At 71.0% G+C, this 23,861-nt stretch carries 20 protein-coding genes; 9 read left to right on the forward strand and 11 right to left on the reverse strand.

Annotated features, from left to right (window positions below; translation table 11 throughout):
- The first annotated feature begins 127 nt into the window (after window positions 1-127).
- Both CLT74_RS31355 and CLT74_RS13650 read left to right on the forward strand, forming a co-directional pair.
- The gene (locus CLT74_RS31355) at window positions 128-2,029 is read left to right on the forward strand and encodes a glycerophosphodiester phosphodiesterase family protein (protein WP_158240265.1); all 1,902 of its coding nucleotides are present in this window, start codon (window positions 128-130) and stop codon (window positions 2,027-2,029) included.
- Window positions 2,030-2,226: 197 nt separating this feature from the next.
- Window positions 2,227-2,604, forward strand: coding sequence for a hypothetical protein (locus CLT74_RS13650; RefSeq protein WP_099846884.1), 378 nt, complete (start codon window positions 2,227-2,229; stop codon window positions 2,602-2,604).
- 83 nt (window positions 2,605-2,687) lie between these two features.
- Here CLT74_RS13650 and CLT74_RS13655 read toward each other — a convergent pair whose 3' ends face one another.
- Together CLT74_RS13655 and CLT74_RS13660 are read right to left on the reverse strand one after the other, a co-directional pair.
- Window positions 2,688-3,704: a sporulation protein gene (locus CLT74_RS13655; RefSeq protein WP_099846885.1), complete on the reverse strand. Its 1,017-nt coding sequence runs from the start codon at window positions 3,702-3,704 to the stop codon at window positions 2,688-2,690.
- A 237-nt stretch (window positions 3,705-3,941) separates the two neighbouring features.
- The gene (locus tag CLT74_RS13660; RefSeq protein WP_099846886.1) at window positions 3,942-4,502 is read right to left on the reverse strand and encodes a hypothetical protein; all 561 of its coding nucleotides are present in this window, start codon (window positions 4,500-4,502) and stop codon (window positions 3,942-3,944) included.
- Window positions 4,503-4,672: 170 nt separating this feature from the next.
- Between CLT74_RS13660 and CLT74_RS13665 the strand changes: the two genes are divergently transcribed.
- Window positions 4,673-5,098 (forward strand): MerR family transcriptional regulator, encoded by a 426-nt coding sequence (locus CLT74_RS13665; protein WP_158240266.1) that lies wholly within the window; start codon window positions 4,673-4,675, stop codon window positions 5,096-5,098.
- 207 nt (window positions 5,099-5,305) lie between these two features.
- Here CLT74_RS13665 and CLT74_RS13670 read toward each other — a convergent pair whose 3' ends face one another.
- Entirely contained in the window at window positions 5,306-6,694 is a 1,389-nt protein-coding gene (locus CLT74_RS13670; protein ID WP_099846888.1) for a cellulase family glycosylhydrolase, read from the reverse strand.
- A 344-nt stretch (window positions 6,695-7,038) separates the two neighbouring features.
- Here CLT74_RS13670 and CLT74_RS13675 point away from each other — a divergent pair, with 344 nt between their 5' ends.
- Window positions 7,039-8,001, forward strand: coding sequence for a TIGR03557 family F420-dependent LLM class oxidoreductase (locus tag CLT74_RS13675; protein WP_099846889.1), 963 nt, complete (start codon window positions 7,039-7,041; stop codon window positions 7,999-8,001).
- 209 nt (window positions 8,002-8,210) lie between these two features.
- Here the strand turns inward: CLT74_RS13675 and CLT74_RS13680 are convergent, their stop codons facing one another.
- The 6 genes from CLT74_RS13680 to CLT74_RS13705 all read right to left on the reverse strand — a co-directional run bounded on the left by CLT74_RS13680 (window position 8,211) and on the right by CLT74_RS13705 (window position 13,686).
- Entirely contained in the window at window positions 8,211-8,993 is a 783-nt protein-coding gene (locus CLT74_RS13680; protein ID WP_099846890.1) for an endonuclease/exonuclease/phosphatase family protein, read from the reverse strand.
- A 7-nt stretch (window positions 8,994-9,000) separates the two neighbouring features.
- On the reverse strand, window positions 9,001-10,491 hold the full coding sequence (locus CLT74_RS13685; protein WP_099846891.1) for a phosphatase PAP2 family protein: 1,491 nt from the start codon (window positions 10,489-10,491) through the stop codon (window positions 9,001-9,003).
- Between the two features lie 83 nt (window positions 10,492-10,574).
- The gene (locus CLT74_RS13690; RefSeq protein ID WP_099846892.1) at window positions 10,575-11,591 is read right to left on the reverse strand and encodes a YihY/virulence factor BrkB family protein; all 1,017 of its coding nucleotides are present in this window, start codon (window positions 11,589-11,591) and stop codon (window positions 10,575-10,577) included.
- 39 nt (window positions 11,592-11,630) lie between these two features.
- Window positions 11,631-12,626, reverse strand: a complete 996-nt coding sequence (locus CLT74_RS13695) for a diacylglycerol/lipid kinase family protein (protein ID WP_486582300.1) — start codon at window positions 12,624-12,626, stop codon at window positions 11,631-11,633.
- A 245-nt stretch (window positions 12,627-12,871) separates the two neighbouring features.
- Entirely contained in the window at window positions 12,872-13,450 is a 579-nt protein-coding gene (locus tag CLT74_RS13700) for a Clp protease N-terminal domain-containing protein (protein WP_099846894.1), read from the reverse strand.
- Window positions 13,450-13,686 (reverse strand): HTH domain-containing protein, encoded by a 237-nt coding sequence (locus CLT74_RS13705; RefSeq protein ID WP_013732409.1) that lies wholly within the window; start codon window positions 13,684-13,686, stop codon window positions 13,450-13,452. Before CLT74_RS13705 ends, CLT74_RS13700 begins: the two co-directional genes overlap by 1 nt.
- Before the next feature lie 208 nt (window positions 13,687-13,894).
- Between CLT74_RS13705 and CLT74_RS13710 the strand changes: the two genes are divergently transcribed.
- The 3 genes from CLT74_RS13710 to CLT74_RS13720 all read left to right on the forward strand — a co-directional run bounded on the left by CLT74_RS13710 (window position 13,895) and on the right by CLT74_RS13720 (window position 18,150).
- Window positions 13,895-14,725, forward strand: a complete 831-nt coding sequence (locus CLT74_RS13710) for a universal stress protein (protein ID WP_099846895.1) — start codon at window positions 13,895-13,897, stop codon at window positions 14,723-14,725.
- A gap of 118 nt (window positions 14,726-14,843) precedes the next feature.
- On the forward strand, window positions 14,844-17,237 hold the full coding sequence (locus CLT74_RS13715; protein ID WP_099846896.1) for a phosphoketolase family protein: 2,394 nt from the start codon (window positions 14,844-14,846) through the stop codon (window positions 17,235-17,237).
- A 13-nt stretch (window positions 17,238-17,250) separates the two neighbouring features.
- A complete protein-coding gene (locus CLT74_RS13720) occupies window positions 17,251-18,150 on the forward strand; it encodes a universal stress protein (protein WP_099846897.1) in 900 nt (299 codons plus the stop codon).
- Window positions 18,151-18,173: 23 nt separating this feature from the next.
- On the opposite strand, the gene CLT74_RS13725 is transcribed toward CLT74_RS13720, so the two are convergent.
- Entirely contained in the window at window positions 18,174-20,099 is a 1,926-nt protein-coding gene (locus CLT74_RS13725; RefSeq protein WP_099846898.1) for a heavy metal translocating P-type ATPase, read from the reverse strand.
- Window positions 20,100-20,273: 174 nt separating this feature from the next.
- Here CLT74_RS13725 and CLT74_RS13730 point away from each other — a divergent pair, with 174 nt between their 5' ends.
- Together CLT74_RS13730 and CLT74_RS13735 are read left to right on the forward strand one after the other, a co-directional pair.
- Window positions 20,274-21,281, forward strand: a complete 1,008-nt coding sequence (locus CLT74_RS13730) for an Acg family FMN-binding oxidoreductase (protein WP_099851950.1) — start codon at window positions 20,274-20,276, stop codon at window positions 21,279-21,281.
- Window positions 21,282-21,446: 165 nt separating this feature from the next.
- A complete protein-coding gene (locus tag CLT74_RS13735; RefSeq protein WP_486582727.1) occupies window positions 21,447-23,075 on the forward strand; it encodes a GAF domain-containing sensor histidine kinase in 1,629 nt (542 codons plus the stop codon).
- A 97-nt stretch (window positions 23,076-23,172) separates the two neighbouring features.
- Here the strand turns inward: CLT74_RS13735 and CLT74_RS13740 are convergent, their stop codons facing one another.
- Window positions 23,173-23,811: a response regulator gene (locus CLT74_RS13740; protein WP_099846899.1), complete on the reverse strand. Its 639-nt coding sequence runs from the start codon at window positions 23,809-23,811 to the stop codon at window positions 23,173-23,175.
- Window positions 23,812-23,861: the final 50 nt, after the last annotated feature.

Raw genomic sequence — 23,861 nt, forward strand, 5'->3', positions numbered from 1 at the left:
CCGTACCGCCGTCGCGGCCCTGGCCGTGACGATCGTGACGACAATGCTGGCGGCGCCTGCCGCGGCACGACCACGACCAGACCGGGACTTCGACCTACAGGCCCACCGGGGTGGACTCGGGCTGCGGGTGGAGAGCACCCTCGCGTCGTTCGGCAACGCCCTCCAGCTCGGGGTGAGCACCCTCGAACTGGACGTCCAGATCACCGAGGACGGGCGGGCCGTGGTCACCCACGACCGGCGCGTCAGCGCCACGAAATGCGCCGACACCGCCCCGGTCGTCCCGGGTGACCCCGACTTCCCGTACGTCGGGAAGTACGTGAACACGTTGTCCCTGGCGCAGGTACGCACCCTCGACTGCGGCTCGCGTACGCTGCCGGACCGGCCCGGCCAACTCGCCGTGCCCGGCGCCCGGATGCCGCTGCTGAGCGAGGTGTTCGCCCTGGTCAAGCGGTACCGGGCGGACGACGTGACGCTCAACATCGAGACCAAAGTGGAGGCGGGAGCGCCGAGCGAGACCGCGCCACGGGAGCAGTTCGTCCAGGTCACCGCCAAGGAGATCCGGGCCGCCGGCCTGCTGCGGCAGGTGACCATCCAGAGCTTCGACTGGGGCGCGCTCAGGCGGATGCGTCAGGTCGAACCGCGCCTGCCGCTGGTGGCGCTCACCAACTACGACTTCCTCCAGGTCGGGCAACCGGGCGCGTCGCCGTGGCTGGGAGGGCTGGACATCGACGACTTCGGCGGCGACCCGATCCGGGCGATCCGCAGCCTGGGCGTCACCGCGTTCTCACCGGTGCACGGCTTCCCGCAGAACGGCACAGTCACCGACCCCGGCTACCGGCCGTACGTGACCCGGGAGATGGTGACCCACGCGCACCGCAACGGCATCCGGGTGATCCCGTGGACGGTGAACGACGTGCCGACCATGGCCAAGCTGATCGACGACGGGGTGGACGGCATCATCACCGACTACCCGGACCGGCTGCGGACCCTGCTCACCCAGCGCGGCTACCGGCTGCCCCGGGCGTACGCCTCGCCGTTCGACATCCAGGCACACCGTGGCGGACGGGCCACCCGACCGGAGAACACCCTGCCCGCCTTCGCCAACGCCCTGGCCAACCCGGCGATCTCCACCCTGGAACTGGACACCGGCGTGACAGCCGACGGGAGGCTCGTCGTGCTGCACGACCGTACGGTCAACGGCTCGCACTGCCTCGACACCGCGCCGGTGCGACCCGGCGACCCGCAGTTCCCCTACGTGGGCAAGCTGGTGCACCGGCTGACTCTCGCGCAGCTCAGGACCCTCGACTGTGGTACGAGGACCGCCGTCGACATGCCCGACCAGGTGCCCGTGCCGGGGGCCCGGATCCCCACCCTGGAGGAGGTCTTCGCGCTGGTCGAGGCGAGCGGCCGGACCGACATCCGGTTGAACGTCGAGACGAAGATCAGCCCGTTGGTGAACGACACCGAGCCGTACCGCAGCTTCACCCGCAAGCTGGTCACCGCCGTGCAGCGAGCCGGTCTGACCAGCCGGGTCACCATCCAGTCCTTCGACTGGCGCACCATCACCTACGCCCGGCAGCTCGATCGACGCATCGAGACGGTGGCCCTGGTCTGGCAGTACGGGCCGGCGGAGTGCACCGGGCTGGCCGACGAGTGCTCGTTGCGCGCGGTGTACGGCGACCGGTCGGTCAAGAGCCCGTGGACCGCCGGACTGGACTGGTGGAAGTACCGGGACCTGGGCAAGCTCACCCGAACGGCCGGCGCCACCACAGTGTCGGCGAACTGGCAGGTGCACGATCCGGCGCAGGGTTCGGTCAGCCACCCGGACTGGTATCTCCGGCAGGACCCGACGTACTTCCACGGACCGGACGTACGCACCCTGCAGACCCGGTACGGCCTGAAGGTGATCCCCTACACCGTCAACGACGCGGCGGTGATGCAGCGGGTGATCGACCTCGGCGTCGACGGCATCATCACCGACGACCCGGATCTGCTTGTCAGCGTGGCCGTGCGCAGCGGCCTGCGGTGAGCCGCCGCGCGGGCGACGCGGCACACCAGGCGTCGCCCGCGCGAACGGCGGTAATCGTGGCCCGGCCGGCGTTACTGCCCCCGACCCGAGGGGTAGACGCGGGGTGCCCCCGCCAAGTGCGCGAACCGTGCCGTGGCCGACACGCGGTAGCGGGGCGAGGGTCGCAGGTTACGACTCATCAATCCTGAGGAGGACAGATGAGCACGCAGGCTGCATCTACCAGGCCGATGAACCGCCCGGCGCAGGACGTGCAGAACCGCGCGGCCATGCAGGAGGCACCCACCCGTCAGATGCCGATGATGCACGACGGGCACCGGGAGCAGATGCCGGCGCCGGGTACGGAGACGAAGCAGTCGTTCCTGACCACTGAGTTCTGGATCTACGCGGCTGCCGTCACCGCTGTGGTCATCGCCGCCTTCTGGCGCGGCACGACCGACTACGGTCTGAATCTGAACAACCCCGGTCAGGCGTGGTTCTTCATCACCCTGCTGACCCTCGGTTACCTGGGTAGCCGTGGTCTGGCCAAGGCCGGTAGCCCGAAGCGCTCCGGTGAGGAGCGTAAGCGGGGGCGGTGACCCCGCAGGCGAGGCCGTGACCGGCCCGCGTACGCACGGTGGCCCTTCGGGATCTCTCCCGAAGGGCCACCGTCTCGTCGTGCCTAGAACTCCTCGAAGCCGCCGAAGTCACCGCCGCCGAAGTCGCCGCCGAAGTCACCGGCGGCATCGGCAACCTCTTCCTCGGCACCTTCGAACGCGTTACCGATCATGTGGCCGGCGAGCATGCCACCGGCGGCTCCCAGCGCGGCGCCGGCCACCACGCCACCCATGCCGACACCACCGCGGCGCTGGTGCGGGTGGCCGAACTTCTGCGCGCCGTAACCCTGCGGGCCGAACGCCTGGGCACGCATGGCACCGAAGCGGCCGATCGTCTCCTGCAACCAGCCGTCGACCACCTGCGTCCAGTCGGAGCGCTCCGCGTCGGTGTGCGCCACCTGGTAGCGGCCGAACACGTCGTGACCGGGGGTCAGGAAGCCGCCGCGCTTGTCGCACTCCAGCACCACGTCGACGCCGTGCGGGTTGGTGACGAAAGTCAGTTCGAGTTCGTTGATGGTCTGCGCGTACTGCGGCGCGGCGAAGAACTCGATCTCCTGGTAGAACGGCAACGTCTGCTGCACGCCGTGGATCAGACCGCGCTCCAGGTCGGCCTTCTTGAACCGGAAGCCGAGTTGGAGGAAGGCTTCCAGGATGCGTTCCTGCACCGGGAGCGGGTGCACGTTGATCTCGTCCAGGTCGCCCTTGTCGACCGCGCGGGCGATCGCCAGCTCGGTCCGCAGCCCGAGCGACATGCCGTGCAGACGCTGGCCGTACACCGCGGTGATCGGGGTCTCCCAGGGCAGCGGCAGCTGGAACGGGATGGACAGCGCCTGCTTCGGGGTGAGTTGGAGCGGACCGCTCACCACCTGACGGTGGAACTCCATCACGCCGGCCTGCTCACCGATCTCGACCCGGGTGACCAGGCCGATGGCGATCTGTTCGATGTTCGCCGGAGCGTCCCCGCCGAGCAGGTTGACCTGACCGTCGAGGGCCAGCCCGGGCCTGGTGTTCGGGTTGGCCAGGACGGTGTCCACACTGGGACCGCCCACGCCCAACGCGCTCAACATCTTCTTGAAGACCATCGGTACTCCTGCGGGGTCTGGTGCCCGAACTCCATTGTGGGAGCGGACGCGGACCAGGGCACCCTATCGAGCGGGCCTGTGAGGTGGCTGAAAAACAAGCCGATGCGGTACGGATTAGCGCCGTCTCGCCGGACGACCCGGGTTCGGGCCGCCCGGCGAGTAGCGCCGGTGCGGTGTCTCAGGACCGTGTGCGCCGTCTGAACCAGGCTCAGTGCGCCCTACGACACCGCGCTCCGGTCAGGCGCGTCGGATCGACTTGGTGTTCGGCCAGGCGTACGGACACTGGGTGGACGAGCCGGTTCCGACCACCACGTAGCCTGCGGGCACCGGCGAGATCGAGCAGACGACGGTGGTGCCGGACGCCGCCGGGATCCGGATGCTGTACGTGTTGGGCCAGGAGTACGGGCACTGCGTGGAACTGCCCTCAGCGGTGATCACGAATCCGGTCGGCAGCGGCGAGGACTTGCAGATCACCGTCGTGCTGCTCGTGGACGGAATGCGGATCGTCATCGTGTTCGGCCACGAGTACGGGCACTGGGTGGAACTGCCCTCACTGATCATGACGTAGCCGGACGGAATGCTCGACACCTTGCAGACCGTGGTGTTGCCGGTGGTGGACGGGGTGGTGATGGTCCAGGTGTTCGGGTACGCGTACGGGCAGGAGCTGGACGAGCCCTCGGCGATGATCACATAGCCCGCCGGCACTCCGGAGCTCTTGCAGATGGTCGTGGTCGCCGCACTGGCCGGCGACGACGCCGCCAGGTTGACGCCGATTGCCGCGGCGAGTACGACCAGCATGGTCAATACCGCCCGCAACCTCGCATGACCCGCTTGACGCAACAACTGCACTGACGCCTCCACTTGTCAAGACTTGCATCGCTTTTCCGGGAATCGGCCGCCGCGGCTTGACGCCAATCACAATGATGCAAGTTAATGCTGACATGAAGTCAAGATCTGGTGACCGACCGATGACTATCGGTGAGCTGGCCGGCAGGTTCGGCCTGGCTCCACACGTCCTCCGGCACTGGGAGGCGATGGGTCTGCTCACGCCCGGGCGACAACCCAACGGGCGCCGCCATTACCAGCGAAAACACCTGGACCAGGTGAGCCTGATCCTGCTCGGGAAGGAGGCCGGGTTCACCCTCGGTCAGTTGCGGGCGCTGCTGACCAACCTGGACGATCCGGCGGCACGGCGCCGGCTGTTGGCCCAGCAGCGAAACGTACTACGACGGCGAATAAGCGACTCACAAGCATCGTTGGCAATTATTTCCCACGCTCTGGACTGTGACCATGCCGACCTCTCCGAATGCACCGAACTGGTGAAATGGGCGGACACCGTCATTGGCCCACCTGCACAATCGGTGAATTCTCGTGGTCCAGGCAGTTCCGACTGAGCCCCATTTACACCTCGACCGGAGGGCACCGGGCACCAGCGACCCGTGAGACCGCCGGCCGGCAGCCGGGCCGGACCAGGGCAGCCGGGTCGGACCAGGGCAGCCGGGTCGGACCAGGGCAGCCGGGACGGGCCAGGCCGCCGGGACGGTTCACCTACATGCGGTGGTGGCCGGGCCCGCGCGGGCCCGGCCACCGTCGCTGCCGGTTCAGCCTGCGGTGCAGGTCACCGTGGGAGCCGAGTTGGTGCCGTTCCAACTGCCGAGGAAGCCGAAGGTGGTGCTGGCCCCGGCGCCGAGACGGCCGTTGTAGTCGACGTTCCGGGCGGTCACCGTGGACCCGCTGCTGGTGACAGTGGCGTTCCAGGACTGGGTCACCGTCTGGCCGTTGGCGTACGTCCAGCGCACCGTCCAGCCGTTGATGGCGCTGGCGCCGGCGGTCACCCGAACCTCACCCTGGAAACCACCCTGCCACTGTCCGCCGATCGAGTAGGTAGCCGTGCATCCGGCACCCGGCGGCGGGGTGGACGGGGGCGGCGTCGAGGGCGGCGGAGTCGAGGGGGGCGGGGTGGACGGGGGCGGGGTCGACGGCGGCGGAGTGGTCGGCGGGGTCGAGTCGTAGACGCTTGCCTGCCGCGAGGTCTGCCGGATGCCGTTGGTGCCGTTGAACAGCCGCTGGCCCCAACTGGTCAGCTGGTTCGGGTTGAAGTTGGTGGCCATGTCGAGGTACTCGACGCCGCCGCTGTTGCCGCTCCACGACCAGCCCAGCCAACCGATGCCGTTGGCCTGGGTGTAGGACAGGATGGCGTCCTCGTCCGGGTTGCCGTCGGAGTGGTTGTGTCCGAACTCGCCGACCACGATCGGCAGGCCCCGGCTGCGGAAACGACCCAGGTAGTCGCTGACCTCGGCTGCGGTGTCGAAGACGCCGTACATGTGGATCGAGAAGACCGTGTTGCCGGCCGGGTCGGCGTTGAACACGGTGGGCGCGTTGTCCCGCATGGTGAAGGACCAGTCCTGACCCCAGTTCGGGGCGTCCACCATGATGGTGTGCGTCAGACCGCCGGTGCGCAGCCTCCGGATCGCGTTTGCGGTGTCGGTGGCCCACGACGAGTAGTTCTGGTTGCCGTACGGCTCGTTGCCGATGTTGACTATCGCGTACGCTTCCTGGCCGTTCAACGCGCTGGCGATGCTGAGCCAGTAGTTGACGGCGCGGTCCAGGGTGATCGCCCCGCTCTGCTCGCCGTACCCGGTGGTGTCGTGCACCTCCAGCACACAGATCAACCGGTTGGCCTTGCAGAGCTGGATCACGTTCGACACGTCGGCGGCGCTGTTACGGGTCCACCTGTCGCCACTGGAGAGCACGACCCGTACGGAGTTGGCGCCCAGGGCCTTGACGTCGGCGAAGGAACTGGTCTGGTTCGGGTACCAGGTGTGCGCGTGATTGACCCCGCGCATGATGAACTCGTTGCCGTTGGCGTCGTAGAGCCGCCCGTTGCTGACCGTGAAGCCGGCGGCGGCGTGGGCCGAGGGCCCGAAGGCGAACACTGCGGCGACGGTCGCCAGCAGGACGGCGCCGACAGCCGCGAACAGTTTTCTCATGCATTCCTCGCAGGAGTTTCTCCCCCGTGCCCAGGGGGTGCGGTGACTGGCAGGTGAGCGGCTGCAGCCCGACAGCCGCGCTCAGACCCGGCGAGGCATCAGCGTATGCCGATGGGATAACGAAAGCAACCGGTTCAGTAAGCCGGCTACCCGTGACGACCCAGGAGACACCGAGCCGCCACGGGGGCGGACATCCCCACCACAGGATGCACACCAGGCCGGCCTCTGAACCGGTTCAGACAACGGTAGGCGTGCGCCGAGCGCACCGTCAAGCGTCGAGCAGGGTTGACCGATCCGGGCCGGGGTATCCGGAATGGTCCACCCCGGCCCGGAAGGAGACGTCAATGGTCAACATCGGCTACACCCTGATGTGTGAACAGGCAGGTCCGAAGGAACTCGTCGACCATGCCGTGCGGGCCGAGGCGGCCGGCTTCGACCACCTCGTCATGTCCGACCACTACTACCCCTGGTTGGAGTCACAGGGCCACTCACCGTACGCCTGGTCGGTTTTGGGCGCGGTCGCGCACGCCACCTCCCGCGCGAAGCTGATGTCCTTCGTGACCTGCCCGATCCGTCGTTACCACCCGGCGGTGGTGGCGCAGAAGGCGTCCACGCTCGGGGTGCTCTCCGACGGCCGGTTCACCCTCGGCCTCGGTGCCGGGGAGAACCTCAACGAGCATGTCGTGGGCGGCTGGCCGCACGTACAGCAGCGGCACGAGATGTTCGAGGAGGCGTTGCAGATCATCCGCCCGCTGCTCAACGGCGAGACGTTGACCTTCTCCGGCAACCACTTCGACGTGCCCGACGCCTACGTGTGGGACCGGCCCGACACGCCCGTGCCGATGGCGGTGGCCGCCTCCGGTCGGCAGTCCGCGACGCTGGCCGCCGAGTACGCCGACGGCATGATCGCCACCGATCCGGAGCCGCACCTGGTCGACATGTACGAGCAGGCCGGCGGGGCCGGACGTCCCCGATACGGGCAGGTGGCCATCTGCTACGGGCCGGACGAGGCCGAGTGCCGCAAAATCGCCCACGACCAGTTCCGCTGGTTCGGGCTGGGCTGGAAGGTCAACTCCGATCTGCCCGACACCGACTCCTTCGAGGCGGCCACCCGCAGCGTGCGCGAGGAGGACGTGGCGGCCGGCCTCTCCTGCGGCCCCGACGTGGACAAGCACGTGGCGGCGGTCAAGAAGTTCGTCGACGCCGGCTTCACCCACGTGGCCCTGGTTCAGGTGGGCGGCGACAGCCAGCCGATGTTTCTGGACTGGGCGCAGGACGAACTCCTGCCCCGACTCCGCGACCTGTGAGCAGAAAGGTGTGACAGTCGATGCGCATCGGTAACACGGAGATCCGCCCCGCCGGCGGCGGCGTCGGCTGCCTCCTGATGATCCTCTTCTCCATCGTCGCCTCGATCGTCCTGACAGTCCTGCTCAACCTGCTCCTGTGACTCCCCTTCAGTGTTGACCAAGAGGTTCTGGTCTCCGACGTCGGCGTGTCGGAGACCAGAACCTCTTGATCAACGTGGCAGGGGCGGGGTGAGGGCGAACTCGGCGAGCAGGGGGTAGTGGTCGGAGGCGTGCTCGGTGTCGGGGTCGCGGATCACTCCTACGTGCCGGAGGCGGGTGGCCAACGCGGGGGTGGCGAGCAGGTAGTCCAAGCGCATGTCGGCGAACTCCGCGCCACCGTGGGAGGTCGGCACCGTGGGTCCGGCACTCATCCCGAGATCCACCAGCCCGGCGGCGAGCAGCCGGGCCACCGCGCGGGTCTCCACCGTCCGCCCGTCCCGGCGCAGGTGCCGGCGACGGTACGCGGGCGGCAGCTGGCCCACCCGGTCGGCGTGCCCGCCGTACGGGTCGAGGGTGTTGAGGTCACCGGCGAGCAGCGCCAGGCCGTCCCGGCTGCGGCGCAGCGCGGCGCCCGCCCACCCCGCCTCGACCAGCCGGCGGGTTCCTGAGTACGGATCGAGGTGGGTGCCGAGCACAGTCAGCGGACCGGCGTCGGTGCCCACCACCACGCGTGGGGCCGCGTGGTGGAACGGCCGGCGTACCGGCGCGGCGGCCAGCACCGGCCACGGCGGACGCACCAGCAGCGCGACCGGCTGCCCCAGCCAGGAACGGGCCAGGTACGGCCGGAGCCCGACGCCGGCGGCGAAGCCGTCGACGTCGAGACCGCCCAGTTCCTGAACGGCGAGCACGTCCGGCCGCTGCCGGGCGATGACCCGGGCCACCAGCTCGCGCCGGTCCGCACCACCGCGGTCCCTACCGCCGGTCCGGATGTTCCAGGTCATCACCCTCAGCACGGCCGGCTCAGCCCGGCTGACCGGCCCGGGCCAACTCGTCGTCGAGGGTGTCCACGTCCTCGGACTCGATGGCCGGTTCGTTGCCCTGCCGGACGTCCTCGTTGGGGCGGATCACCCAGTACAACAGCCCGATCCACAGCGTGGTGAGCAGGATCGCGCCCATGAAGTCGGTCGGATGGTGCATGCCCCGGTACATCCGGGAGACCGCCACCCCGACCGGCATCACCACGGCGAGCGCCACGAAGACCCACCGCCACCACCTGTCGGTCCGGACGAAGACGATGACGGCGATCGCCACCCACACGCAGAGGGTGGCGGCGATGTGCCCGGACGGGAACGACGAGGTGGGCATCGGGCCGTCCAGGTTCTCCACCGGCGGACGCGGCCGGTCCACCGCCGCCGCGCTGGCCAGGAAGAGGGTCAACTCGCCGAACATGGTGAGCGCCACGAAGAGCACCGGCCGCCAGCGCCGCCAGATCGCCAGCACCAGCGGGCAGAAGACGAGCGAGATGAGCATGATGGCGTGGGTGTCCCCGAACTTGCTCCACCACCAACTGAACTCGTCGAGCGAGGCGGTCCGACGCTCCGCGAACCAGAGCGGCACCCGCTCGTCGAGGCGGGCCAGGAAGGTGTTGTCGGCGTGGTAGCTGACGAACATGCCGAAGGCGTAGAGGGCACCGAACACCAGCACCCAGCCGACGATGATCTCGGCGACGCCGGCCCGCGCGTGCGGCAGCAACTTCTCCTCGTTCGGTGCCAGTGCCACCTCGTGCCCGGCCTCCGGCTCCAACCCCTCGGACAGCGGCACCGCGGGCCGGCCCCGCTCCAACCGCCACAACCGGAAGGCGTACCCGGTGACGCCCAGCCAGGCCGCGCCGAGCAGCCAGGCACCAATCACATCGGAGAGGAAGTGCACGCCGAGCGCGACCCGGGTGAACCCGATCAGGAAGACGACCGTGGCGGTCAGGACCATCGCGACCCGACGCCAGCGGGGGGCCATCGCCGGCAGGAACACCAGCAGCAACGCGCCATAGGCCACCATCGACCCGAGGGCGTGCCCGCTCGGGAAGCTCTGTCCCGCGTACGCGCCGATCGGCACGTCCACCTCGGGACGCAACCGGTCGACGAGCGTCTTGAGCGAGGGATCGAGAATCAGCGCACCCACACCGGAGGCGATCAGGAACACCGCGAGCCGCCCCTGCCGGCGGATCAGCAACCCGACCACGGCGACTGTCACCAACCAGATGATCACCGCCCGTCCACCGAGGTCGGTGATGGCGTTGAGCACCGTCACCAGCGGCCCGATCGGTGCCACCTGCTCGTTGAGCCACTCGGCGACACCGTGGTCCACGTCGTACAACGGCGACCACCGTACGCGGACCAGCACCAGCAGCAACCCGAAGCCCACCCCGGCACCGAGCACGAGCGCCAAGCCGGCGAGCGTACGTTCGGTGAAGTGCCCGAGGGGTCGTCGCAGTACGTCCCTGACCGCGCCCACGGCAGCCTCCTTCGCTTCTGGCGACCGGCTGTACCCGGTACGCCGCTCGGGTACACCCGACGGTGTGCCGGCGGCCGGGTGGGTCAGAGTGCGGTCATCTCGCCGGTGTCGTGGATGGGGACCCGCTGCGCGTCCGGCTCCCACAGGTCGGGCTTGGCCGGCTCCTGCACACCGATGCGGACAGCCTCCAGTTGCGCCGCGAAGGAGAGCCCGCCGAACAGCGCCATGCCGGTGAGGTTCGCCCACAGCAGCAGCGCCATGATTCCGGCCAGCGCGCCGTAGGTCTGCCCGAAGTCCTCGCTGAACCGCACGTAGCCGGCGAGCAGCAGGCTGGCCAGCCACCACAGGGCGGTGGCGATGCCGGCGCCGAACAGCAACCACGACAACCCGGGCTGACGGCGACGGGGAGCGTGCCGGAACAGCACCGCGACAGCGAGCACCGTCAAGCCGAGGCTGAGCGGCCACCGCACCACGTCCCACACCGTGCTGGCGGCATCACCCCAGGCGTAGTGGCGTTCCACCGAGTCGCCCATCGGCCCGCCGCCGACCAGGATGAGGAACCCGGCGAGCGCCGGAAGACCGGCGCTCACCGCGAGCACCGCCGCCCGCAGGTACTTCCGCAGCGCCGGACGGTCCCGTTCGACACCGTAGATGCGGTTGGCGCCCCGCTCGATCTGGGCCATGGTGCTTGTCAACGCCACCAGACCGGTGAGCAGGCCGAGGGTCAGCGCCACCTCGCCGGTCTCCTCGACCCGCTCGGCGCCCGCCTCATCGCCCCCACCGAGCAGTTCGGCGACCATCTGGTCACTGGTGCCGGGAGTCAACGCCAGCACCGTGTCGGCGACCACCTCCCCGCCCTCGGCCACGCCCAGTTCGGAGATCAGACCGGTGAGGGCGATCAGGAACGGCACCACGGCGAGGCAGAGCTGGAAGGCGAAGGCCCGGGAGTGGCTGAAACCGTCGCCGAAACGGAACCGGGTGAAGGCGTCGCGCAACAGGTGCCAGCCGCCCTCCCGGCGCAGTGTCTGCCAGGCGTGATCGGCACAGAGCTGCTCGTCGGACATCAGCCGGGTCTCCGGCACGATCCTGGTGCTGCTCACCGAGCGGCCCCGTCGTTCCCGACCGCGGGGCTCGCAAGCTCACTCCTCGCGCTCACCTCGGCCCTCCTCGACCAGGCGTTCACCCCGCTCGGCGGCGGCCGTGACGTCCTCGGTCAGGTCGGGCGCCTGCTCCGGTCGCGGTACGCACAGCCACAACGCCCGCCGCCGAATCTGCACCCGCAGCTCGCGGCCCGGTTCGATCAGGTCGCCGTCCAACTCCCGAGGCTGATTCCGGTTACTTGTTATCTCCACTCGGCGGGCGCGGTACACCTCCATCCGGGGCACCCGGTCACGCTTGCGCAGCACCGCCCAACCGAGCGAGAGCCAGTGCCGCAGCGTACGCGGAGTGAGCACGGCGACGTCGAGGTAGCCGTCGTCGGGCTCCGCCTCGGTGAGCAGGGTGACCCCGCCCTGGAGGCGGCCGACGTTGGCGATCAGCACCGAACGGGCGCGGCGGCGCAGCGGCGGCTGGTCGTCCAGCCGGATCCACACCCGCATCGGCCGGTCCCGCAGGTGTCGCGCGGCCCCCACCACGTACGCGGGCCAGCCGATCCGCCGCTTCGTCGTCTCGCTCGTGGCATCGAGCATCTGGGCGTCGAAGCCCATGCCGGCCATCACCGCGAAGTGCTGCCCGTCCACCTCACCGACGTCGAGCAGGCGCCGGCCGCGCTCGACGGCCACCGCCAGCCCGGCGGCCAGTTCGTCGGAGAGGCCCAGGTTGGCCGCGAGCAGGTTGCCGGTGCCCTGGGGCAGCACGGCCAGCGCCACCCCGGTGCCGACGAGGGCGTCGACGCAGGCCATCACCGTGCCGTCACCACCGCAGGCGAAGACCACGTCGACCCCGGCGGCGAGGGCCTTCTCGGTCTGGCCCCGGCCAGGATCGTCGGGGGTGGTCTCGAACCACAGCGGTTCCGGCCACCCGGCCGCGCCGAGCGTGTCACCGACGGTCCGCCGCAGCGCGTCGAGATCGGTCACCTTCACCGGGTTGACCACCACCGCACTCCGCAGCGGCCCTTCCTGCCGTCCAGCTTCCACGGCGCCAGTGTGCAGCACCGCGCCGGCTTCAGCGACCCGACGCCGCTGTGCCCCGATTCACCCCGCCAACACCGGCCCCCACGTTTAACCCACCCACCCCCGGGGCACCCCGCCGCCCCGCACCCAGCCCTCACCGGCGATCTTGCAGTTTTCGTCGGTGCATACGCCACAAGAGCCGCATAACAACGACCAGAACTGCAAGATCGCGGAAGAAGGGTGCGGGGGTGCGGGGCAGGCGGGGAGTGTTAGGCGGTGGTGCGCAGGGCGAGCTCGACGCGGTGGCGTGCGTCGTTCAGGTCGACGCCGGACTCGGTGAGTGCCAGTGCGGCGAGCCCGTTGCCCTCGCGCAGCAGGCCGAGCAGGATGTGCTCGGTGCCGATGTGGCGGTGACGCAGCCGAAGCGCCTCGCGCAGGGACAGCTCCAGCACCTTTTTCGCGCTGGCGGAGAACGGGCCGCCGGTCGGCCGCCGCCAGCCCCACCGGCGGCGCGGGGCCGGCATCGCCTCGCGGAGGGCGTCCGGGCCGAACGACTCCTCGATCCGGGCGACGATGGCGGACAGGTCGATGCCGATCTCGCGTAGCGCCGCCGCGTCGGCCTCGCCCAGGCCGCTGCCACCGGTCTGGGTGTGGTGGCGGATCCGCGCGCGCAGGTCGTCGGCGGTGACGCCCGCGTCGCGGAGCACCCGTACGGCCAGGCCGTCCTCATCGGCGAGGATGGCGAGCAGAAGGTGCTCGGTGCCGACGGGCCGCTGACCCTCGGCACACGCCTCCTCGCGGGCCTGCCGCACGACCGCGCGGGCACGGTCGGTGAATCGTTCGAACATCACGCCTCCCAGGAGGATTCGACAGCCGGTCGCCCGGCGTGCTTCTTGTGCACCGCCTGCCGGCTGACCTCGAGGGCATCGGCGATCTCCTGCCACGACCAGCCCTGTCGCCGGGCGTTGTCGACCTGGACCACCTCAAGCCGTTCGAGCAGCCGGCGCAGGGCCCGGACGGCACGCAGGCCGACCCGGGGGTCGGTGCTGCCGGCCGCAGCCGCGAGTTCTGTCGCCTGACTCATGGCGTCAACCTACATTGACACCCGGCGTTCGTCAACCCGAGTTGACACCATCCTGCCCACGGCGGTGCGGGCGCAGACCGGTTCAGTTCGACAGTGACCGACCAGGACCATCGACAGCCCGGGCGTGCCGCGATCCGGCCCGCGGGGCGTACCACCGCGACTAGCCTCAGACGCAGGCCGGGTGGCACAGCTGCGGGGGTGATGTCGAGTGGCCGCAGCCAGCGACGCGCCGGTGCTCGTCGGCGTCGGTCCGGAGGACGCCCTGCCGGTGGCCCGCCTCGCCGCCCGGGTCGCCGCCGCCCACGGACGCCGGCTGCACCTCCTGCACGCGTTCAACTGGGCCGCCATGGACGCGCCAGCGGTTTCCGGTTCCCGTGCCGACGCCGAACAGTTGCTCGCCGAGGCGACACGTGTGGTCAACGAGGACGAGCCGGACGTGCCGGTGACCGCCGAGATCGCCGAGGGCTCGGCGGTGGCGAACCTCGTCCGCAGGTCGGACACCGCCTTCATGGTGGTGGTCGGCGACGGTGGCATGGCCCACTGCGATCGCTGCATCCCGGCCGACAGTCCCGCTGTGCAGGTGGCCGCCCGCGCCGAGTGCCCGGTGCTGATCGCCCGACGGGAACCACCACCCGCCGGCCCGGTCCTGGTCGGGGTCGACGGTTCAGCCTCCGGCGAGATCGCCCTGGACTGGGCGCTCACCTGCGCCAACCGGCATCAGGCACGGTTGCTGGCGGTCTGGGTGGTCGACTCCGACGGCATCGTCGAGGAGGCCACCGAACGACTCAGCGAGACGGTGTCCCGCCACCGGGCCAACCATCCCGACACCGCCGTCGAGTGCCACGTCATCCGGGGCGAGCCCAACGAGGTGCTCGTCGACCAGGCCCGCTCGGCGCAGCTGGTGGTGGTCGCCGCCCGGGGCGAGGAGCCGTTGCGCGGCATGCTCGGTGCGGTCAGCCAGTCGCTGCTCTACCACGCCCCGGCCCCGGTGATCGTGATTCGCGGTGTGACCGCCGCACCGGGCCGTGACGGGTCGTGACACCCGGGCCGGCGGGACCAACGGCCCTGATCCAGGAACGCCGATTCGGCGAAGCTGACAGAGGAAACCGCGCGATTGCGGATGCAGGATTCACCGACCCGCGAGAGGCTCAAGCAGTATGGACACCGCTGTAGACCTGCGAAGCCCCCTGACCGATGACGAACTGCGCCGGCTGGACGCCTACTGGCGGGCGGCGAACTACCTCACCGTCGGGCAGATCTACCTGCTGGACAATCCCCTGTTGCGTGAACCGCTGGCGCCCGAGCACGTCAAGCCCCGACTGCTCGGGCACTGGGGCACCTCCCCCGGGCTGAACCTGATCTACGCCCACCTGAACCGGGCCATCGTGGCCCGGGACCTCAGCGCCATCTACATCACCGGGCCCGGGCACGGCGGGCCGGCACTAGTCGCGAACACCTGGCTCGAAGGCACCTACAGCGAGCTCTACCACGACATCGGTCGCGACGAGGCAGGCATGGCCCGGCTGTTCCGCCAGTTCTCCTTCCCCGGCGGCATCCCGAGCCACGTCGCGGCGGAGGTGCCGGGCTCGATCCACGAGGGCGGCGAGCTGGGGTACGCGCTCAGTCACGCCTACGGCGCCGCCTTCGACAACCCCGACCTGCTGGTCGCCTGCGTGATCGGGGACGGCGAGGCGGAAACCGGCCCACTCGCCGGAAGCTGGCTGTCCAACGTGTTCCTCAACCCCGCCCGCGACGGCGCGGTGCTGCCCATCCTGCACCTCAACGGATACAAGATCGCCAACCCGACGGTGCTGGACCGCATCCCCGAGTCCGACCTGCTCGACCTGATGCGGGGTCAGGGCTACCAGCCGTACGTGGTGGCCGGCGACGATCCGGCGGTGGTGCACCAGGCCTTGGCCGCCACCCTGGACCGGGCACTTGACGAGATCGCCGAGATCCAGCGCCACGCCCGCTCCGGCGCGACTGTCGAGCGCCCACGCTGGCCGATGATCGTCCTGCGTACCCCGAAGGGTTGGACCGGGCCGCGCGATGTGGACGGCAAGCGGGTCGAGGGCACCTACCGCGCCCACCAGGTGCCGCTCTCCGCGGTCCGTTCCAACCCGGAACACCTGGCCGAGTTGGAACGGTGGCTGCGCAGCTACCGTCCCCAGGAGCTGTTCGACGCCACCGGCGCCCCCGTCGCCGAGCTGGCCGACCTGCCGCCCAAGGGAGCACGGCGGATGAGCGCCAACCCGGTCACCAACGGCGGCTCGGTGCTGCGCGATCTGGTCCTGCCCGACTTCCGCGACTACGCCGTCGAGGTACCCCGACCCGGTGGAACAGTCACCAGCGCCACCGGCGAACTCGGCAAGTGGGTCCGCGACGTGATCAGCGCCAACCCGCAGACGTTCCGGCTGTTCGGGCCGGACGAGGTCGCCTCCAACCGGCTCCAGGCCGCCTTCGAGGTGACCGGCCGGGCCTGGGTGGCCGGCACCGTCGAGGGTGACGACCACCTCTCCCCCGACGGGCGGGTGATGGAGGTCCTCTCCGAGCACCTGTGCCAGGGCTGGTTGGAGGGGTACCTGCTCACCGGCCGGCACGGCATCTTCACCAGCTACGAAGCGTTCATCCACATCGTCGACTCGATGGTCAACCAGCACGCCAAGTGGCTGAAGGTCACCCGTGGCATTCCCTGGCGGCAGCCGGTCGCCTCGCTGAACTACCTCCTGTCCAGCCACGTCTGGCGGCAGGACCACAACGGCTTCTCCCACCAGGACCCGGGCTTCATCGACCACATCATGAACAAGAAGGCCGAGGTGGTACGGGTCTACCTGCCGCCGGACGCCAACACGCTGCTCTCCACGATGGACCACTGCCTGCGCAGCCGGCACTACATAAACGTGGTGGTGGCCGGCAAGCAGCCCGCACCGAACTGGCTCACCATGGACGAGGCCGTGGCGCACTGCCGACGCGGCGTGGGCATCTGGGACTGGGCCAGCACCGACGAGGACAGCGAGCCGGACGTGGTGCTCGCCTGTGCCGGCGACGTACCGACGCTGGAGACCCTCGCCGCGGCGGACCTGCTGCACCAGCACCTGCCCGAACTGAAGGTACGAGTGATCAACGTCGTCGACCTGATGCGGCTCCAGCCGGCCGCCGAGCACCCGCACGGCCTGCCGGACTCCGAGTTCGACACGCTGTTCACCCGCGACAAGCCGATCATCTTCGCGTACCACGGCTACCCCTGGCTCATCCACCGGCTCACCTATCGGCGGACCAACCACGACAACCTCCACGTACGCGGATACAAGGAGGAGGGCACCACCACCACGCCGTTCGACATGGTGATGCTCAACGACCTCGACCGCTTCCACCTGGTGATCGACGTGATCGACCGGGTGCCGGGGCTGGCCGCCCGCGCCGCGCACCTACGGCAGGAGATGACCGACGCCCGCCAGGCGGCCCGCGACTACACCCGCCGGTTCGGCGAGGACGACCCGAAGGTGGCCGAGTGGCGCTGGGTCCGCGAGACCGACCCGACCAACCCGTGAGGAGGTGCCCGTGATGGGCGAGCAGAGCACCGGGCCGGCGAACGGCGGGGAGATCCTGGTGGGCTACGACGGCTCGCCGGACGCCGCAGCGGCGGTGGAGTGGGCGCTGGATCAGGCCCGCCGTGACGGCCGGCCGGTCCGGCTGGCGTACGTCTTCGAGTGGCTCACCGTGGCCGGCTGGGTCGGGCCGGGTGTGACGCCCGGAATGTGGCCCGACGAGCAGGCCCGCCAGCAGGTCGAGGAGCTGGTCGGCAAGGCGGCGGCGGACGCCGCCACCGCCCACCCCGGCCTGGACGTACGCGGCGAGGTACTGGACGGACCACCCGCCCTGATCCTGGAGGAGGCTTCGACGCAGGCCGGCCTGCTGGTGCTGGGCAGCCGCGGACACGGCGGCTTCGCCGGTCTGCTCGCCGGTTCGACAGCCGTGTCGGTCACCGCGCACGCGCACTGCCCGGTGGTGGTGGTCCGGCGCCGGCCGACCGAGGGCGACCGGACCGGGCACGTGGCAGTAGGCGTGGACGGCTCGGAGCACTCGTTGCTGGCGCTCGGTTTCGCCTTCGAACAGGCCGCACTACGGCGGGTACCGCTGCACGTGGTGCGGGCCTGGCAGCCTCGTCGCGACCAGTGGGGCCTGCTCGGCGAGCAGGCCCGCGACGCGGCGCTGGCCGACCATCGCGCCGAGTTGGACGAAGCGCTGCACCGCTGGCAGGACACTTTCCCCGACGTCGAGGTGACCGTCGAGACGGCCGCCGCCGCACCGGCCGGGCTGCTCATCGACGCCAGCCGCAACGCGCAGCTGATCGTCGTCGGCACGCGGGGACGCGGCGGGCTGCGGGGAATGCTGCTCGGGTCGGTCAGCCAGCAACTCCTCCAGCACGCCCACTGCGCGGTGGCGGTGGTCCGGGAACGCTGAGCGCACACGTGGGCCGGCCGACATCAGGCCGGCCCACGTGGCCCACCGCGGAGCGCGCGCAACGCGTTGAGGATCACCAGCACGTCGATTCCCTCCTGAAGGAACGCACCCGCCACGGGCGGCAGCCGGCCCGCTGCCGCGAAACCCATCGCGAGCAGCGCCAACCCCATGCCCACGGTGGCGCTCTGCACCGCGATCCGGCGGGCGTAGCGGGCCACCTCGACCGCGTCGGCCAGCGGATCGAGACGGTCCACGCTGAGCACGGCGTCGGCCACGTCGGCCGAGGCGGTCGCCCCGGTGGCCCCCATCGCCACACCCACATGCGCCTCCGCCAACGCTGGCGCGTCGTTCACCCCGTCACCGACCATGACGGTGACCGCCCGCTCCGCCTCGGCCCGGACCCGGTTCACCTTCTCCTGCGGGGTGCACCGGGCCAGCACGTCGTCGACGCCCACCGCGTCGGCGACCCGCTGGGCAGCCGCCGGCCGGTCCCCGGTGACCATCACGATCCGGCTGAGCCCCGCCGCACGCAGTCGATCGACGGTTCGGCGGGCGTCGGGGCGTACCGGATCCTCCAGCAGGACCGCGCCGAGCGGTCCGGCCTCGTCGGCCACCCAGACCAGCAAGTGTCCCGCCGCGCCGGCCCGACGACCGGCCTGTTCGGCCCATCCCGGCAACTCCCCGGGCAACTGCCCGACCCGGATCCGCCGGCCCGCCACTCGCCCGCCCACCCCCCGACCCGGCTCCTCGGTCACCTCCGCCGGAGTGACCAGGCGCAGACCCCGCTCACCGGCGGAGCGCACCAACGCCGCCGCCAGCACGTGCGAGGACAACTGCTCCACCGAGGCGGCCAACCGCAGCACCTCGTCGGGGTCGACGCCGGGAGCCGCGACGACATCGGCGACCCGGGGTCGGCCGGCGGTGAGCGTGCCGGTCTTGTCGACAAGCAGGGTGCGCGCCCGGCCCAGGATCTCCAGCGACCCGCCGTCGCGGACCAGCACGCCACGCCGGGCCACCCGGGACAACCCGGAGACGATGGCGATCGGCGTGGCCAGCAACAGCGGGCACGGGGTCGCCACCACCAGCACCGCCACCGCCCGGAGGAACTCGCCCGAGAGCACCCAGCCCAGCCCGGCCAGCACCAGCGTGAACGGCACGAAGGCGGCGGCGTACCGGTCGGCCAGCCGGACCGTCGGTGCCTTCCGGGCGGTCGCCTCCTCGGCCAGCCGGACGATCCCGGCGTACGTGCTGCGCTCGGCGCTCTCCGCGGCCCGCAGCCCGAACGCGGCCCCGGCGTTGACCACACCGCTGGCCACCCGCGCCCCCGCCGCCCGCTCGACGAGCCGGGACTCCCCGGTGACCACCGACTCGTCGAGCGTCGCGGCGACCTCGGTGACCCCGTCGACAGCGACCACGTCACCGGGGCCGACAAGCAGCCGGTCCCCGACCGCCACCCGGTCCACCGGCACCACCTCGACGCCGCCGTCGGCCGTGCGCCGTCGCGCGGTGCGTGGTGCCCGCTCCAGCAGCGCCCGCAGATCGCGGGTCGCCCGACGCTGCGCGTACGCCTCAAGGGTCCGCCCGGTGCCCAGCATCACCGCGACCACCGCGCCGGCCAGATACTCCCCGACCACAAGCGCCCCGCCCAGCGCCAGCACGGCGATCACGTCGACGCCGAACCGCCGCCGCACCAGTTCCCGCAGCACCGACGCGGCGGCCGGCAGCAACGCGACGAGGGTGGCCCCCGCCCACAGGGCGTCGGCGACGCCCGGCCATCCGGCCAGTCGGGCCGCCGCACCGGCCAGCACCAGAAACCCGAGTCCGGTCAGCGGGGTCCACAACCACCAGTTGCGACGCCGCTGGCCGGACCGGTCGGGTTCGGCTCGCGCGGGCCGCTCCGGCAGGCACTCGCCCGCGCCCCGGTCCCCTACCGACCGCTCCGCCCCCACCTGCGGATCGTCTCAGCCGGGTCGGGCTGCCGAGGCGGAACGCGGGTCACAGGTCCCGTCCGACCGGGACCTGCGGATCGTGCGGGCGGCCGGCCGATGGCGCACGATGAACCGGACCGCGCCCACAGCCGTACCGAGGTGCGGCACCATGGGCAGAGACGAAAGGTCGTGAGGATGAGCCACCAGACGCCGGCTACCCACCGCCCGCTGACCACCGCCCTCGCGGAGGCCGCCGCGATGGCCGGTCACGCGCCGTCGGTGCACAACAGCCAGCCGTGGCGCTGGCGGGTGCTGCCCGAGGCGTTGGAGCTGCGGATGGTGCGCGACAGCAGGTTGGCGGCCACCGACCCACAGGGCGAGCTGGTGACCCTCAGCTGTGGTGCGGCGCTGCACCACGCCCGGCTGGCACTGGCCGCCGAAGGGTGGGCGACGAGCGTGCAGCGGATGCCCGAGCCGGGCGACCCCGACCTGCTCGCCCGGCTCACCGCGCCCCGGGCCACCGGTGCCGACCCGGACGCGATGCGGTCGGTGCAGTGCATGCAGGTGCGGCACACCGACCGGCGGCCGGTCAGCGACGAGCAGATCTCCGCTGACTCGTTGAGCGCCATCGCGTCGGCGGCCGGCCAGGAAGGTGCCCGGCTGGAGATCCTCGACCGCGACCAGATGCTGCAACTGGCGGCCTCCGCCTCGCGCGCCGCCACGGTCGAGTCGGAGGACTCGCGACTGCGGGAGGAACTGGAGTACTGGACCAGCCGCGCGGGCGGCACCGGGCTCACCCCGGAGGTGCTGCCGGAGCAGCCCGCACAGACCACCGTGCCGGGCCGGGACTTCGGTCGCCCCGGCACCCTGCCGGTCGGGCCGGGACACGACCAGGCGGCGTCCTACGCGGTGCTCTACGGCGACGAGGACGAGCCGATCGACTGGCTACGCGCCGGTGAGGCACTTTCGGCCGCCTGGCTGACCGCCACCCGCCTCGGTGTCTCGATGGTCCCCCTCAGCGGCGTGGTCGAGGTGCCGGCCACCCGGCAGACCCTGCGCCAGGTGCTCTCCGGGCTCGGCCACCCGTACCTCGTCCTGCGCCTGGGGGTCGCCGACCCGGCCCACGCCGGCCCACCGCACACCCCGCGACTGCCCCGTGAGCAGGTGGTGGACACCTCGGCGGTCTCCGGCGACGCCGCCTAGCGGGCTGCCCGGCCAGCGCCCCGCCGACCTCGGCCCGTTTCCACGTCGCCAGCCGCCGGTTAGCATCGCCGGGTGACCGTCGGTACACCCAACCCCCGGCACGAGCCACCGTCGCTCGGCCTCAGCCCGCTGTCCCGGGTCCGCCTGGACGAACTGCTCCAGGAGATGCTGGATCGGGTCGGCGAGGTGATGACCAGCCGGGAACGGCTGCGGGCGCTGCTCGACGCGGTCGTCGGCATCGGCACCGACCTGGATCTGCGCAGCACCCTGCGGCGCATCGTGCAGGCGGCCTGCGACCTGGCCGGCGCCCGCTACGGCGCGCTCGGGGTGATCGGTCCCGACCGGATGCTGCACGACTTCATCACCCACGGCATCTCCCCGGAGCTGCACGCGAAGATCGGTGACCTGCCGCACGGCCGAGGGGTGCTCGGCCTGCTCATCGACGAACCGAAACCGGTGCGGATGCCGGACATCACCAAGCATCCGAACTCGTACGGCTTCCCGCCGCACCATCCGCCGATGCACACCTTCCTCGGCGTGCCGGTCCGCATCCGCGACCAGGTCTTCGGCAACCTCTACCTCGCCGAGAAGCAGGGTGGTGCCGAGTTCACCGAGGACGACGAGGAAATCGTCGTGGCGCTCGCCGGGGCGGCCGGCGTGGCCATCGAGAACGCCCGGTTGTACGCACTGGCTCACCGGCGGGAACGTTGGCTCGCCGCCACCGCCGAGATCACCTCGCTACTGCTCGGTGAGGTACGCCGCACCGACGCACTGACCCTGGTGGCGCGCCGCGCCCGGGAGGTCGCCGAGGCCGAACTGGCCCTCGTGCTGCTCTACGACGAGGAGGCGGACACCTTCACGGTAGACGTCGTCGACGGCGTCGGCACCCAGGCCCGCGCGCTTGTCGGCACGGTGCTGCCGGCCGCCGACACCAGCTTCGCCGGTCCGGTGGCACAGAGGCGACACGACTCGGTGGAGGATCTGGCCCACGCCGCGCCATGGCCGGCGGTGCTGCACACCGGGCCGGCGGTGATCTCTCCGTTGGCCACCGCCGACACCCTGCACGGGGTACTGGTGATCGCGCACCGCCCCGACCACGACGGTGCCACCGACGACGACGTGACCCTGCTGGGCAGCTTCGCCGGTCAGGCCGCACTGGCCATGGAACGCGCCCGGGGCCAGGAGGAACGCGAGCAGCTTGTGGTCCTGGAGGACCGCGAGCGGATCGCCCGGGACCTGCACGACGTGGTGATCCAACGGTTGTTCGCCACCGGCCTGCAACTGCAGAGCTCGGTGCCGCTGACCTCGCGGCCGGAGGTGGCCAAGCGGATCAACGCCGCGGTCGACGACCTGGACACCACGATCAAGGACATCCGCCGGACCATCTTCGAGCTGCGTACCCCGATGAGCGCGGCGCTGCGCACCGAGATCCGCGAGGCGGTGGAGGCAGCCGCCGAGTCGCTGGGCTTCCGCCCCAGGCTGGAGCTGACCGGGCCGATCGACAGCGCCGTGCCGGACGAGGTCCGCCCCGAACTCGTCGCCGTGCTCCGCGAGGCGCTGTCCAACGCGGTACGCCACGCCGAGGCCACCGCCGTCTCGGTGGCGGTACACGTCGACGCCACCCGGGTCACCGTCATCGTCACCGACAACGGGGTGGGCTGCGACCCGGCCGCCGCCCGGGGCGGGCTGGTGAACCTGCGCGAACGCGCCGAGCGGCACGCCGGCACCTTCGAGGTACGCGCAGCCGAACCACACGGCACCGAACTGCGCTGGTCGGTCCCGCTCCGGGACTGAGCCGCACGGGTCGGTCCCTTAGCGGGACTGAGCCGCACGGGTCGGTCGCAGCGCGGGACCGGCCGGTCGGCGGGCCGGGGCCCGGCGGGCGGCTAGGTCAGTGGGTCTTGCCGAGCAGGCGGGTGGCCAGCACCGCGGCCTGGGTACGCCGTTCCAGACCGAGTTTGGCCAGCACGCTGGAAACGTAGTTCTTCACCGTCTTCTCGGCCAGGAACATCTTGCTGGCGATCTCCCGGTTGGTAAGCCCCTCGGCGACGTACTCCAGGATGCGCCGCTCCTGCTCGGTGAGGGACTGCAACTCGCGGGGTTGCTCCACGCCGCTGCGGATGCGGTCCAGCACCCGGGTGGTGATCGCCGGATCGAGCAGCGACTGGCCGGCCGCCACCCGACGCACCGCGTCGACGAGGTCGGTGCCACGGATCTGCTTGAGCACGTACCCGGAGGCACCGGCCATGATCGCCGCGAACAGCGCCTCGTCGTCCTCGTACGAGGTGAGGATCAGCCCCTTGATCGACGAGTCGACGGCCCGCACGTCCCGGCACACGTCGATGCCGTTGCCGTCGGGCAGCCGGGCGTCGAGGATCGCCACGTCGGGCCGCAGCGCCGGAATCCGGCGGGCCGCCTCCGGTGCGGAACCGGACTCACCGACCACCTCGATGTCGCCACTGGCGTGCAGCAGGTCGGCGAGACCACGACGGACAACCTCATGGTCATCAAGCAGGAACACCCGGATCATCCCCCCTTTCTACCCGCTCCCACCCACCCCCACACGGGCCAAAGGTCCCC

It is taken from the genome of Verrucosispora sp. CNZ293 (assembly GCF_002754655.1).

What these genes read in the sequence shown, in the direction of transcription:
- CLT74_RS13650 (WP_099846884.1), top strand. Translation starts at nt 2,227, where the DNA reads ATGAGCACGCAGGCTGCATCTACCAGGCCGATGAACCGCCCGGCGCAG.
- CLT74_RS13735 (WP_486582727.1), top strand. Translation starts at nt 21,447, where the DNA reads ATGCTGGATCGGGTCGGCGAGGTGATGACCAGCCGGGAACGGCTGCGG.
- CLT74_RS13730 (WP_099851950.1), top strand. Translation starts at nt 20,274, where the DNA reads ATGAGCCACCAGACGCCGGCTACCCACCGCCCGCTGACCACCGCCCTC.
- CLT74_RS13720 (WP_099846897.1), top strand. Translation starts at nt 17,251, where the DNA reads ATGGGCGAGCAGAGCACCGGGCCGGCGAACGGCGGGGAGATCCTGGTG.
- CLT74_RS13670 (WP_099846888.1), bottom strand. Translation starts at nt 6,694, where the DNA reads ATGAGAAAACTGTTCGCGGCTGTCGGCGCCGTCCTGCTGGCGACCGTC.
- CLT74_RS13705 (WP_013732409.1), bottom strand. Translation starts at nt 13,686, where the DNA reads ATGAGTCAGGCGACAGAACTCGCGGCTGCGGCCGGCAGCACCGACCCC.
- CLT74_RS13675 (WP_099846889.1), top strand. Translation starts at nt 7,039, where the DNA reads ATGGTCAACATCGGCTACACCCTGATGTGTGAACAGGCAGGTCCGAAG.
- CLT74_RS13660 (WP_099846886.1), bottom strand. Translation starts at nt 4,502, where the DNA reads ATGCTGGTCGTACTCGCCGCGGCAATCGGCGTCAACCTGGCGGCGTCG.
- CLT74_RS13700 (WP_099846894.1), bottom strand. Translation starts at nt 13,450, where the DNA reads ATGTTCGAACGATTCACCGACCGTGCCCGCGCGGTCGTGCGGCAGGCC.
- CLT74_RS13715 (WP_099846896.1), top strand. Translation starts at nt 14,844, where the DNA reads ATGGACACCGCTGTAGACCTGCGAAGCCCCCTGACCGATGACGAACTG.
- CLT74_RS13655 (WP_099846885.1), bottom strand. Translation starts at nt 3,704, where the DNA reads ATGGTCTTCAAGAAGATGTTGAGCGCGTTGGGCGTGGGCGGTCCCAGT.
- CLT74_RS13740 (WP_099846899.1), bottom strand. Translation starts at nt 23,811, where the DNA reads ATGATCCGGGTGTTCCTGCTTGATGACCATGAGGTTGTCCGTCGTGGT.
- CLT74_RS13665 (WP_158240266.1), top strand. Translation starts at nt 4,673, where the DNA reads ATGACTATCGGTGAGCTGGCCGGCAGGTTCGGCCTGGCTCCACACGTC.